Genomic DNA, 13,580 nt, shown 5'->3' with positions numbered 1-13,580 from the left:
CAGATTTGGCGATGCTATATTCACTTAGCATTTAGTGTTGGTATTACCTGGGCAGGTAACTTCAAATGTTTCTACGCAGCATACGCTCCACGTAGTAACTGGCATACCGCCAGCCAGCTTACCCTGCTGCAGCGGGTTTAGTACCACAACTGCCTCTTTTTTCAACAGCAGCTTTTTGCTCAGATTTACTGTTTTCTTTTTCATGCTGAATGCGGGTTATGGACATTGCAATTCTACTAACTGTAACGCACACAGTATTGGCGCTTTGTCCGATGAGGAAAAAAAAGGGTCATCCAATTAGCATACAATGCAATTATACTCTCCCGGAGGAATCGTTTCGCAGCTAGCTTCGCGTGTAACGTCACAAGTTAACAGTCTTGTGAAAATAGCGCCACCTGCAATGCTCTGTTGTTGTGTTGCATTCAGTGATGCTACTGCTTCCTTTTTCAAGGTTAATTTTTTCTCCAGGGAGATTTTTTTCTTTTTCATAACTGGATTGTATTATGGACATCCACCTTCTGCCAACTGCGAAGCGCAGCGCGGGTTATATGTCCGGTGAAGAAAACTAGGAATTACCTGATTAGCAAATAACGCAATCAAACTCTCCCGGAGGGATGGTCTGGCAGGTATCCTGGTACGTAACAGTACAGGTAAATTGCTTGGTGTAAAAAGCGGCGCCACCAGCGATGGCACTCTGCTGCATTGCATTCAACGATGCAACTGCTTCTTTCTTAAGCGTGAGTTTTTTCTCCAGGGAGACTTTCTTCTTTTTCATGATTAAGCTGCATTATGGACATAGAAATCCTGTAACTGCGATGTGCTTACAGTTATGACGCGCTGTCCGATGAATAATAAATAATACCAGGAGGATTAGCAGTAAATGCACTCCATCTGATTAGGAGGAATTGTTTCGCAAGTATCCTGAGAAGTAATACAGGTAATCTTGAGTGTCAGTGGAGGTATACCACCGGCGAGGGCTTCTTTCTGAGAAGCGTTCAGAAAAGCAACGGCTTCTTTATTCAGCGCGAGCTTTTTTTCGAGGGACAGTTTTTTCTTCTTCATAGCAAAACGGAATAACAGATGAATGAATTAACAAAGAACGCAGCTAGCACCGCCAGCAGGAATTGTTTCACAGGTATCCTGCCAGGTAATGCAATTCTTCATTGACTGAATCGTTGTGGTAGGAAGACCACCAGCAATACCATGCTGTTGTGAGACTGTCAATAATGCTATTGCTTCTTTATGTAGCGTGAGCTTTTTATCCAGCGATATTTTCTTCTTTTTCATGAGAAAACAAAATATTAAATGACCAGATAAGATTAACAAGCTACACAAGCCATTTGGCCCGGAGGAATAGTGGAACAAGTATCAACCACTGTAGGGCAAGTTCTGATAGACATTACCGTAGTAGTAGGCTGACCACCAGCGATCATATTCTGCTGAGCGTCATTCAGGAAAGCAACTGCTTCTTTGTTGAGCGTGAGCTTCTTCTCCAGAGAGAGCTTTTTCTTTTTCATAACTAACGGAGTTAAAGGGTTATCGGGTTAATTTGTATGGGATAGTGCTGACTAAGGACGGGTTAACGGCCTTCTTAAGGCAGCTACAATAAGGCTTACATACAAACGTATCCAGGTCTTGGATGAGACTCACAAGTCCATTGTGGATCGTAGGTATTGCAATAGTCCGTGTTGAGACCACCGGCAACTGCCTTCTGCTGTGGTTTGCTGAGGGATGCCACTGTCAGTTTGTTCAATGTCAGTTTTTTCTCCAGAGAGATTTTTTTCTTTTTCATAAATTGGAAATTAAATCATAGTCCTCCCCTGTCTTCAATGAAGCCATTACGCCCTGGGGCGGTTGTTCAGCGTTAAAAAGATTATAAGTGAAGTGAATTGTTTTTCATACACGTTGACATATCGAAAAGCCAGGTTATTTTGAGCTTAATAGATACTGAAGATAGGAAAAATGATTTTGAAAAAAAATTTCTTGGGGATTTTTTTTAGAGAGATGAATGTTCGGCTGCCAAATGATTATAAACTATTCAGCGACAAGCGGATGGATAAAATCGCGTTATTCAGCTCCTTAATAAATTTCTTATATTTAAAGACAGATGGCGTCGTCCCCTCAATATCCAGGATGATCGCATCCAATTCCGTAAGACCAGTATAAGAAGCCACACCATGCATACTATGACAGATTTCTTTCAGTCGCTGAATATCCGCTGAAAGATCATTCGTCTGTAACTCCTGATAAACACGCTCACATTCATCCAACAAAAGTCTTAATGTTTCCTTTAGCAACTGATTATTATCTGTATCACCTAAAAATGATCGCAAGGTGGTGAGATCCAGTGGAGCCGCCGTCTCTTTCGTAGTAAGGGTTTCCGGATTATTTTCACCCAGCCATTTCTCCAGTATACTCAGTAACATATCTTCCACAAATGGCTTTGCAAGAAAATCATTCATTCCTGCAGCCAGACACCGTTCCCGCTCCCCTTTGACATTACCAGCTGTCAATGCAATAATAGGCACCGAATGCCCGGATATATGATCCCGAATAGCTTCTGTAGCCTCATAACCATTCATATCTGGCATCTGTACATCCATCAGTATAACATCCGGATGTTCAACAATAAACACATCATATGCCTCCCTTCCCGTTTTTGCTTCCAATATCCTTGCATTCGGCAACGCCCGTCCAATAATCGCTTTCGCCAATAGCATATTAACACTGTTATCCTCAGCCACCAAAACTGTAATACCTTCTGACAATACCTTCCGCTGTTTTTTTTCTGCCGGGATACTTCCCTGGCTTGCTCCTGAGGTATCCAGAAGCCCCGATAATGCCTTATACAGCTGTTTCATCGTAACCGGCTTTACAAGACGTTGGGATATACTTAACTCTTCACATGCTTTCACAACCATTTCATCATCTGAAGAGCTATACAAAAGTACTACCGGAATAGAAGCAACTTGCGGCGATTGCATCCCCCGGATCTTCCGAACCGTTTCCAATCCATCCATAATTGGCATATGATAATCTATAATCAAAACATCATAGCTATTAGCCGGGTCCATTAATAATTGTAATGCTTCCAATCCATTATTGGCTTTAGTGGTAGTCATTCCCTTCAATTCCAACATCCGGTTAATAATCTCCTGATTATGCTCATTATCATCTGTGATCAATACATTTTTGATACTATTAATATTGATGTATTCCGGTTCAACGGCATTCACTGCCTGCACATTCAGTTCAAAATAAAAAGTAGTCCCTTTTCCCAGTTCACTGGTCAACTGCAACTTGCTACCCATTATCAAGAGTAACTTATTGGAAATGGTAAGCCCAAGTCCAGTTCCTCCATATTTCTTAGTAACGCTGATATCCTCCTGTGTAAAGGCCTCAAATATTTTCTCTCGCCCTTCTTTTTTAATACCGATACCTGTATCAAATACTTCAAATCGGACTACCATATTTGAAAGACCCTGTTCTTTTCTTATGATAAATACCCTTAAACCCACTTCTCCATGTGTTGTAAACTTCACCGCATTGCCCAATAAATTGATCAATATTTGTTTCAGCCGTAGTTGATCTATCCATATATACTTTGGTAGATCAGCACTTATATCCAGAATAAATTCCAGGCCTTTCCTTTGCACCAGGAATTTCACGAGATCTCCCACCTCTGTACATAATTCTGTCAAATCAGACTGCTGGATATCCAGGTCTATCTTACCCGCTTCTATCTTCGAAAAATCAAGAATATCATTGATGATATTCAGTAAGGTATTCGCACTCTGATTAACAATAGATATATACTGATACTGCAGTGCCCCCAACTCTGATTTCAGCACCAGATCTGTAAATCCTATTATACCATTTAATGGCGTCCTGATCTCATGACTCATGTTGGCAAGAAACTCCGACTTGGCCATACTGGCCTGCTCCGCTATCTTTTTTGCCTGCTGTAGTTCTTCCTGTTGCATGGATTTGTTGGTGATATCTTCCGTAAGGATCATAATTCCCCCTATTTCACCATTATACTGATACCATGGTCTGTATTCGATTCGCATATGCTGATCGTGATCCCAGCCCGGAGGACGCCAGGTATAATCTTCATACTTTTCAATTTTACCCTGCAATGCACTACGATGCATTACCTTGAATTCTTCCGGTATATCAGGGAATACATCATACACCTGTTTTCCAAGGATGTCTTGTCCCTGAAGATTATAATCCTCCATCCAGACATTGCTATGCAAAATAAAACGCAATGAATTATCCAGCATAGCAACAGCTTCAGGAATATCTTTGACAAAAGCGGCCAACTTCGCTTTTTCATCCTGCAACATTTTTTCCGCTGCCTTCCTTGCACTAATATCGTTGGCTATATGGAGATAACCGGTAATCTGGCCATCTATATCCCTTATTTCAGAAATGATCTGAGATACATCCAATTGTTTACCATCGCTTCTGTGATACACCCATTCTCTTTGATGCCGGCGATCCTCCGCCTTGGCTTCTACTGCAAAAACCTGGAATAAAGGCACTCCCAGTTCTGCCCCTACCTGCTGTAACTGATCCTGATCATGGATAGCGGCTATACGCTGCTTACCTACCATTTCACTTCCTTTATACAACAACATTTTCTCCGCTCCGGAATTAAAATGCGTAATCATTCCATCAGGCGTTGTGGCAATGATACTCACATCTACCGCCGCTTCCAGAATGTCGGCAAGAAACTTATGCGCTGTCTGAATCTCCTCCTCCATGCGCTTATGCTGATCAATATCCTGAAAAGTGCCATACACCCGCTTACATTTCCCATCTTCCATTTCTGATCTTCCAATAGACCTTACCCAAACTTCCTTTCCTGTGGCAGTTTTAATCACCATCTCTTCATCCCACGGCTCTCCAAAACGAATCGCCCGCGACAACACGTCCTGTATCCGTTGGCGACTGGCATTATCTCTGTAAAAATTCAAGGCTTCTTTTACAGAAGGACTATAGTCCTCCGGTACCTCATGAATATTACAAGTAACCGATGACCAATAAGACTTTTCAAGATCCAGGTCATATTGCCAGAAGCCAATTCTGGCTACTTCATTGGTTTGTTCCAGCATCTCCTTGGTCCACTTCAAATCCATCTCCAAGGCATGCCGCTCAGTAATATCCAATGCATTCCCAATAACATAGGTACTTTTCTTATCCTCCCCAGATTCAAGCACGTTATTGTATAACCATATCCGGGTAGATCCATCTTTATGCAGCGTACGCATAATTCCAGTCAATTGCTTGTCTTTCGCTATCTGCCGCAAATACGGCTCCACCCCTTCCCTGAATGCTGCTGGCACTATATCATTCAAATTTTTCCCTTCCAGTTCTTCGGCAGTATATCCCAGGCTCGCCGCACTGGCGTCATTTACAATGATTAACTTTCCCTCCAGATCATGCAAACACATCATGCCTTTGGAGTTTCTGAAAAATATTCTAAACCTTTGTTCAGACTCTTCCAATTGCTGCTCCTTCCGCCTGTAATCTGTTATATCACGTCCAATGGCAAAAATATCTCCTCCAGGACCTTCCGGAGTAGCCATCCATTGGATCCAGGCATAATTTCCATTCGCGCATTTCCATCTAAGTTCAAAATTCACCGTATTAATCCCTTGATTTAAGCGCCGCAGCTCTTCCATAGCCCTGGCAATATCTCCTTCATGAATGAAACTGAATACAGACTGCCCCTCCACTTCTGTAGGCTTCCATCCCAATATCTTTTGGAATGCAGGATTCACTCTGCTGAAATTTCCTTCAGCAGTTACAAGACATACCAGGTCATTGGAAAGGATAAAGAATTTCCGGTAGTAATCAAACTCATCATTAACCGGGGTAACCGGTTTGGGGTTAGTCTGGTTCTCCATTATGAATAGTATTTCTACAATATCAATTTACAAAAACTAAACAAAAATCAGGCAGGATGCCTTATTATTTACAAGTACATGGAAAATAACTTATTTTCACAATACCACTATGAACCCCTCATCCAACAAGGCTGACCGTTTACTCCTCATCGCACTGCTCCTGGCGTTACTGCTTCATGGCGCAGCACTTATCTATAATGCAGACAAAACTTACGACGCTTTTGTTCATATGTTTTTTGCCGATCACTACTCCAGATCCTGGTTCGATCCCTGGGAACCCCGCTGGTACACCGGATTCCCAGTCACCAGCTACCCGCCTCTAGGGCATCAGCTGATTGCTTTATGTAGTAAGATCGGCGGACTTAAATTTGGATTCTTTATGGTAGCCATGACTGGCTTATGCTTCTTTGTCATCGGCATCTATCGGTTCAGTCTCCTTTGGGTATCCAAACGCAGCGCCGGCTATGCGGCTATCTATGCGGTACTGGCATCTTCCATTATTGAAACCATCCATATTTTCGGACAACTACCAACTGTTATAGGCATTTCCTGTTTACTGAATGCGTTACCTGAAATATATGCCTACTTCAGAAATTCCCGCTTTACCCATCTTTTACTGGCACTGGCTTTATTGGGTGTAACGGTTGCATCTCATCATGTAACTACTATTTTCGGGATCATCTTTTTTATTGCACCGATCATTGCTACTGCTCTCGCAGATGAAATCAATCTGGAAGAGAGTTTTGGCATAGTCGCATGGAAAATGGTTAAAAAGGCTTTCCAGAAATGGAAATCTTTTGTGCTGTTCTTTGGCCCGCTATTCCTGGAGATCATCATTATTATTTTCCCCTACTGGTATTGGTCCAAAACAGACCCCATCAGCCAGGTCCCTATTCCACATGGTTCCCGTGATTCCTTTATCCATGAACCTTCTTCAGGATTGATGTTTTTTATCATTCCACTGGGTTTTACCATTTTACTCCTTCCCTTTATTCTTCGCTCGCTATTCAACAGAAGAAATGTTTTTCTTGCCCTTTCCTTTTGCCTGCTGCTATTACTCGGCACCGGAGGCACTACCCCTCTGCCGGCTATGATTCTGGGAAAAAATGCATTTAATATTCTTACGCTGGACAGATTCACTTTCTGGGCCTCTATTATCGCCATTCCCTTCATCGGGGATTTCTTCTGCCGCATCGTGGAGGGCGATATCCGGGAACGTATCATCCACAGATATGGCAAGAAAATGTATCATTTCACTTCCTTGCTAATGATTGCCACCGTTCTTTTCCAGGGCCTGGCACTACTGAACTTTCATAAATTCAGAAAACTCCAGCCAGATACCATTGAATTACGACCGCTTCTTAATTTTCTGAGTCGGGATCAACATGATAAATGGCGATTCATGACACTGGGATTCGGCGATCAGATGGCCTGGTTGTCTTCCCAAACCACCGCCTCTTCTATCGATGGTAATTACCATTCTGCCAGGCGGGTACCTGAAATGACCGGCAAACCACTGGAACGCCTGGAAAACTCAAAATTCAAAGGCATTCCCGGCCTGGGCTCCCTACATCAGTTCCTCACCATACCGGAGAAATATTACTTAAAGTTCATCTTCTCCAATGATAAATTCTATGACCCCATCTTATTCTTTACTGGCTGGGAACGGGTACAGCGACTCGAAAACGGAATTATGGTCTGGCAGAAAGCCGATGTTCCTCCACTACCAGCCGTAACCGGCAGAAAAAATATTCCTCGGATACAATGCCTGATGTGGGGAATACTCCCGCTATCCTCCTTATTCATACTATTCATTGTGCTGCTCATCTGCAATAAACGATTCCTGCTGTCTCCTTTTCCCAATCGTAGCCGCAGTAGTTTTAAACCCGCTAATGGCAACAGACTGCTCTTTTCATGGATGGGTATTATCCTGCTGATAACTGTTGCTTTCCAGGTGAAGGCTACCTTCAGATCCCTGCATAATTCTCCTGAAATGCTCATCCGTACTTATTATCATGCTTTGGATTTCAAAGATTATACCGTTGCCTACAGCTGCTTTCCGCCAGGCGCAGAACGAATTGACAACTACTTGTTGCAGCTTTCTGTTCGGGATGGCCTGCTGGCTTCTTATGGTAAACTGGACAGCCTTTCCTTTAAGATCACATCGAATAACCATCATCAGGCATTTGCAAAAGTTGTTTCCCACTGGACAACTCCACTGGAAGAGTATGAAATTACGGATAGCCTTCACCTGGTGGAGCTAAACCATAAATGGTACCTACTACCTCCCTCCTTCCAACATCCTCCGGCTCCGGATGAACATATAGAAAAAGGTGTGCTGGCCCTTCACAGCCAGGGAAGCAGAATCATTGATCCGGCACTGACACGCCAGGCAGATATCCAGGACCGACCCTCCATTGCGGTAGTATCTGCCAGACTGGTAAAACTAGATTCACAATACATCGTAGTCGGAGAGATTAGCAATACCAGCGCGATTCCGGCTCACCTCACCATTACCGCCGAATTATATGACCGTTCCGGCTCCAGACTGATATCTTACAATACCCGCTACAATACCATTCATGACCTGTTACCAGGAGAGGTAGTTCCCTTCCGTATTGATTTTGAACAAACAGCCTGGCTCCGGGAAAATGACCTGCGACCCTTTAAATTCGAACCATATGCGCATTATCCATTTACATTCAATACAGCCCCTGCCACCTTCAAAATACTGGCGAAAGCGGTAGTCGGGGATAAAGATCTATACCGGGATGATGGTATTATGAATATTCGTATAGACAGCAGCATAAATACACTTCAAGCTGCTGTCTATAACTACGGAGTGGAGGAAATTACGATCCCCCAAATACTTCTCACCTACTACGATCAGCAACAAAAGGTATTGTTCGTGGATCACCACTTCCTGAAAGATGGAATCAGGCAACAGGCCAAGGAGACATTTTCCTGTTATCTGGCAGATACGGATTCAATACAAGTTATATACAATGGCGACTTGATCGATTTTTATGTAAACGGCCTGCAACAACAGCATCCATTCGAATCTAACAACAGCAGGTTGCCGGTTGGCTCCAGACGGTCGGTCAGGCTATCGCTCAATACCTATATTGGTAATCCAACTATTTACTGAGATTTGAATAAGTATATCACATATATCATCTTTTTTCTGCTATTACTTTCCTGCACAAGCCGGCATCAAAACAATGCCAGTGCCCATCCTGTTGCCAGTATTGACGGGCCCGATACGATGACAGCCGGGCATGTTTCTCTTCGAATAAAAAGCAATGGGAATGAATGCATGCTGTTGATCACCTGTAGCAGTGGTAATCTTATTCTTCCGTTGTTGCCCCACTCGGATACATTGCTTCAAATCCCATGCTGGCAAAGCGGATGGATGGAAGCAAAGGTAATTGCTAGCAACCGCGTCATCGCAAAAAAAGCAGTGATGGTGCAGTCGGACCAGCAACCAGCAGCGCTGGAACTCTATATTTCTCCCAAATCGACCATTGCCGGTCACCCTGAACAGTGTTTTCTGGCATCTGTTCTTTCTGATAAATACGGAAATCCTCTGGAGAATGGCCAGGAGATCAACTATCAACTGGAATATCCCAATCAGCAAGTAAAAACAGTAACAGGTAAACCACAATTTGGTATGTTCTTCACCCCCATTACCCAAATTCTGCAAGCAGGAAAAATAATGTGTTTTGCCAGTTACCACTCCCTGCAGGCTGAACCGGCAACCGTGCGGATATTCTCTGGGAAACCTGCATCCATACATATATATTGTGTATCCCAAACCCCCATTGCAGACGGCAATAGTACGCTGATCATTAGAACAGATATAATCCGGGATGATTATGGGAATACGGTTGCAGACGGCGCCTACATTACATTTCTGGCGGAGGCAGACGGCGCAAAAACATATCTGTCTTCCTACACGCTGTCAGGCATTGCCACAGTATCCTTTCAGAATCCTGTCAAAGCCGGACATTTCACCATCACCGCTTTTAGCGACAATGGCGTACAGAGTAATGCCCTGACATTTTACTTCTCCAAAATACCCGTTCCATGAGCATCAGAAAAATAAAATATTATCGTATCTGGTTTGCGGTGATCAGTATCAGCATCCTGGTGTTGTTGATTGGCGTAACAGCGACGGTACTTGCCTATTTCAACACTGGAGCAAACCGAGCATCCCTCCTGAATTTGCCGCCAATTGAGCCAGAGAAACATGTGCCGAAGGTAGAATGGTTGGGAGACGACAAGTTCTCTGGCAGCAGTATGCATGATTATAACCGGGCAGAGATAACCAGAGAATATATAAAATCATGGTACGCCCGTTGTATCAATCAAATCACCGGAGATACACGCCTGCTAACAGACCATTTCCCTGCAGCACAACTAAAGTGGATGACTGCATTCATTCACCATACAGAGCATCCCGGGTATACCATACAAGAAGTGGATATGGAACATCATCTTCAATTACACTACTTCTCTCCGGATGGCAACCTGGTTTCCTTTACTGATCATGATGTAAGGTTAATACAACGGATAGTCAATAACCAAAGCACAGCCCCCTTCTTTCAAGAGGAGACTACGGCCGACTTTGATGTCATTATGTTACTCAACCGAAATAAGTGGCAGATAAAATCCATGGTCAGAAAACCAGCTACCATACAGGAAACGGACACGCTGGAGCCAGCATCTCCCAATAAAATACAAATCGTCGGCAGAGCATTTATGCAGGATGGCGTTCCTTATAGAATAAAAGGAATCAACTATTATCCCGTTGCAAGTCCCTGGGAATTATTCTCGAATAAGTATGACAGTACCATTATTCAGCATGATCTGCAAAAAATCAGTCAGCTTGGTTTTAACACCATTCGTATTTTCATCAATTTCCAGGAGTTTAATGGCGGTGTGGTTAATCCACATCGAGTGACGCAACTAAATAACCTGTTAGCAATCGCGGAAGCTAATCGCCTGAAAGTAATAATTACTCTTTTCGATTTCCTGGGAAATTATCATCTGCTGAACTATCCTGCATGCGACCGCCAACTGGAAACCCTACTAACCACCTTTCGTAATTCAAGTACCATTCTGGCCTGGGATCTGAAGAATGAGCCCGATTTGGATTTTCAGACCTATGGCAAAGAAACTGTGATGAATTGGTTAGCCTGGATGGCAGGGAGAGCAAGAAAATACGATCCAGATCACCTGCTGACAGTCGGTTGGTCTGACGGAAGATTTGCGACAGCATTGGCAGATAGTCTGGACTTCATTTCTTTTCATGCTTTCACAGACACCAGTACGCTTTCCCAATATCTGACCACGATACAACAAGTCCAACCAACAAAACCAATATTAATTGAAGAATTCGGGCTGTCTACTTATCGTGGAATATGGGACCCATTGGGCGCCGGCGAAAAAAAGCAAGCGAATTTCTACAGGGGTATGAAAGCCATCTTCAAACGATATGATACCGGATGGATGGTATGGACATTATATGACTTTCCTTCCATCCCTCCCAATACTGCCGGTAAATGGCCATGGCAGCTAAATCCGCAAAAGAATTTTGGCATTCTTCGTAGCGACGGAAGCCCTAAACCATCCGTGCAGGTTTTATCTGACTGATGCAGAAGGATACTTCAGTATGCCGAGGAAATGCATATAGTACCAGTTCACCAGATCCTTTACAGGAAGAGATGTGGCCGCATAATAATTTTGCTGTCCAAGGCTTCTTCTATACTCCTCATCTTCCAATACTTTTTGAATAGCATAAGACAAACTTTCAGGATCATCCGGCAGAAACAATTCCCCGGCATATCCTTCTTCTCGTATCAACATGGCCAGGTCGCCGATATCTGGTAGTATAACAGCCTTCGCATAACTGCCTGCCTGATGTAATACGCCAGAACTTCCCGTGGTGGAGGAATAAGGAAATACTACCACGGCACTATCCAAAAAAAGCGCCTGTACCTGTTCCTCCGGTACATAACCCATAAAATTAATTCCCGGCACATCAGCATATTGTTGCTGTACCCCTGCCAGATAGCCTTTTTTATTAGGAGAGTCAGTTCCTGCTATTACAATTTCTACCGGAATATTGCTCCTTTGTCTCATTAATCTGACAGCTTCAATCATGACCTCCACGCGCTTGTAGGTACCAAATTTCCCAAAGGTCATAACGCGGGCAGGGCCGTCGGGAAGTTGTGCTGAAGGTTGGGGTATATGCTCAAAGCTACCATGCGGAATAAGTGCTACGTGTCTCGCCTTATACTTATCCTCCAGAATCCTTACATACTTGGAGATGGTGACAGCCACCAGATCAGCGGATAAAACAAATCTACTCAACATGGTGCCAATGAGATTGTAAATCTGGTTCATGAGTTTGTTTTTCGACACGCCGGCACTTTTCAGATCTACTTGTTCCAGGATATTATGTAGCAAGACAACAGACCTATACCCTGACAATTTCATCAAAAAAGGGGTCAGTAACCCTAATGCCGCCTGAATTTTCCGGTCTCCAAATGAGAGGAACTGGATGTTGAATAATACAATATCTGGCTGACATCTTTTAATTTCTCTCAGAATACGGAATGGGTTTGTCCATCCATTAAATTTCCAGCCAGTAACAAAACGGATGCTGGGATCAGTTGCATCATATTGCAATCCTGGCGGCAATTCATCTGTGATCACCGTCACTTCGCTAAAGAGCTCACTTTCCTTGAGGGCACTGATAAGATAATACCCATATTCGTTGAGCGTGCCCATTCCTGGCGGATAGGTGGACACCACAGCTATTTTGAGTTGGGGCAGCATATTAATTGATCTTAAAAACTTTGTAAACAATACTGACAATGGCCACAGAAAATCCAGCGGCACTCATACCTATTACAATCAATTGCCCAATTAGTTTTTCATTAGGTATCCCAATCAACAATCTCACGATAAACATCAGCAACGCCAACACAACCACCAGTATCCAAAACAGGTGCACATCGCCTTCATTGGCAGCAGTCTCAGTGAGAACAGGCATTCTCCACACATACCAGACCAGGATGATTAACCCACCAATACTGCTAACCCCTTGTAAGATGGAATGAACGGGGATATGGTAACGTCCAACAGGAATACGTATCAATAAGAAGGTAAGGTAATTAGCAAAATCATAATTGCTGCCATGGGTAAGTCCATCCCATAGCAGGTGTGTAAAAATCCCCATAATGATGGAGAGTAAAAACCATAAAGGATAAGTGCTGAGATAGGTCTTCCAGTCGGCATGAATAAAGCCATAACATCTTATATAGAGTACCCGCGGGAGATGCATGAACAGGGATTGTCTTATTCCCCATTGGTAAAGCAGGTACACCGCAATGGATACTGGTACATCAAACAACACAACACCAGTAAGGGTATGGCCGTAATGCCCATACAACGTCATCCTTAGGATATACTCAAAGTCTGGCGCCATACTGCCAATGATAAGCGCTGTAAACGACAATTTCCGTACATGTCGGAATGGCAATACTGCTGCGATATGAGAAATCGTGAATGGCATTTCTGTTGTATGAATTTTAGTATATTTGTATCGTCCTCTTTCTTATACATTCCCTCAATTTGTTTTGTTTTTTCAACCTCAAA

At 43.3% G+C, this 13,580-nt stretch carries 13 protein-coding genes; 3 read left to right on the top strand and 10 right to left on the bottom strand.

Features of this window, described 5'->3' with window-relative positions:
• Window positions 1-24 precede the first annotated feature (24 nt).
• The 8 genes from CLV59_RS20850 to CLV59_RS20815 all read right to left on the bottom strand — a co-directional run bounded on the left by CLV59_RS20850 (window position 25) and on the right by CLV59_RS20815 (window position 5,915).
• A complete protein-coding gene (locus tag CLV59_RS20850; protein ID WP_111594015.1) occupies window positions 25-204 on the bottom strand; it encodes a class I lanthipeptide in 180 nt (59 codons plus the stop codon).
• 93 nt (window positions 205-297) lie between these two features.
• Entirely contained in the window at window positions 298-489 is a 192-nt protein-coding gene (locus CLV59_RS20845) for a class I lanthipeptide (RefSeq protein WP_111594014.1), read from the bottom strand.
• 91 nt (window positions 490-580) lie between these two features.
• A complete protein-coding gene (locus CLV59_RS20840; RefSeq protein ID WP_111594013.1) occupies window positions 581-775 on the bottom strand; it encodes a class I lanthipeptide in 195 nt (64 codons plus the stop codon).
• A gap of 95 nt (window positions 776-870) precedes the next feature.
• Window positions 871-1,062 carry a class I lanthipeptide gene (locus CLV59_RS20835; RefSeq protein WP_111594012.1) on the bottom strand — a complete coding sequence of 64 codons (192 nt, stop codon included), beginning with the start codon at window positions 1,060-1,062 and terminating at the stop codon, window positions 871-873.
• A gap of 27 nt (window positions 1,063-1,089) precedes the next feature.
• The gene (locus tag CLV59_RS20830; protein WP_111594011.1) at window positions 1,090-1,287 is read right to left on the bottom strand and encodes a class I lanthipeptide; all 198 of its coding nucleotides are present in this window, start codon (window positions 1,285-1,287) and stop codon (window positions 1,090-1,092) included.
• 32 nt (window positions 1,288-1,319) lie between these two features.
• Entirely contained in the window at window positions 1,320-1,517 is a 198-nt protein-coding gene (locus CLV59_RS20825; RefSeq protein ID WP_111594010.1) for a class I lanthipeptide, read from the bottom strand.
• Window positions 1,518-1,612: 95 nt separating this feature from the next.
• A complete protein-coding gene (locus CLV59_RS20820; protein ID WP_111594009.1) occupies window positions 1,613-1,792 on the bottom strand; it encodes a class I lanthipeptide in 180 nt (59 codons plus the stop codon).
• A gap of 235 nt (window positions 1,793-2,027) precedes the next feature.
• Window positions 2,028-5,915, bottom strand: coding sequence for a PAS domain S-box protein (locus tag CLV59_RS20815; RefSeq protein ID WP_111594008.1), 3,888 nt, complete (start codon window positions 5,913-5,915; stop codon window positions 2,028-2,030).
• Between the two features lie 109 nt (window positions 5,916-6,024).
• Here CLV59_RS20815 and CLV59_RS20810 point away from each other — a divergent pair, with 109 nt between their 5' ends.
• Genes CLV59_RS20810 through CLV59_RS20800 form a run of 3 tightly spaced genes read left to right on the top strand, consistent with a single transcriptional unit; the run spans window position 6,025 to window position 11,570 of the window.
• Window positions 6,025-9,063, top strand: coding sequence for an FxLYD domain-containing protein (locus tag CLV59_RS20810; RefSeq protein ID WP_111594007.1), 3,039 nt, complete (start codon window positions 6,025-6,027; stop codon window positions 9,061-9,063).
• 3 nt (window positions 9,064-9,066) lie between these two features.
• Window positions 9,067-10,005, top strand: a complete 939-nt coding sequence (locus CLV59_RS20805; RefSeq protein ID WP_146616264.1) for an Ig-like domain-containing protein — start codon at window positions 9,067-9,069, stop codon at window positions 10,003-10,005.
• Window positions 10,002-11,570, top strand: coding sequence for a cellulase family glycosylhydrolase (locus CLV59_RS20800; RefSeq protein WP_111594005.1), 1,569 nt, complete (start codon window positions 10,002-10,004; stop codon window positions 11,568-11,570). Before CLV59_RS20805 ends, CLV59_RS20800 begins: the two co-directional genes overlap by 4 nt.
• Here the strand turns inward: CLV59_RS20800 and CLV59_RS20795 are convergent.
• Both CLV59_RS20795 and CLV59_RS20790 read right to left on the bottom strand, forming a co-directional pair.
• Window positions 11,559-12,758 carry a glycosyltransferase gene (locus CLV59_RS20795; RefSeq protein WP_111594004.1) on the bottom strand — a complete coding sequence of 400 codons (1,200 nt, stop codon included), beginning with the start codon at window positions 12,756-12,758 and terminating at the stop codon, window positions 11,559-11,561. The genes CLV59_RS20800 and CLV59_RS20795 overlap by 12 nt on opposite strands.
• A 1-nt stretch (window position 12,759) precedes the next feature.
• A complete protein-coding gene (locus tag CLV59_RS20790; RefSeq protein WP_111594003.1) occupies window positions 12,760-13,497 on the bottom strand; it encodes a DUF4184 family protein in 738 nt (245 codons plus the stop codon).
• Between the last annotated feature and the right edge of the window lie 83 nt (window positions 13,498-13,580).

This window comes from Chitinophaga dinghuensis (assembly GCF_003259435.1).
Lineage (GTDB): Bacteria > Bacteroidota > Bacteroidia > Chitinophagales > Chitinophagaceae > Chitinophaga > Chitinophaga dinghuensis.
This window is presented reverse-complemented; position numbering and strand designations above follow the sequence as displayed.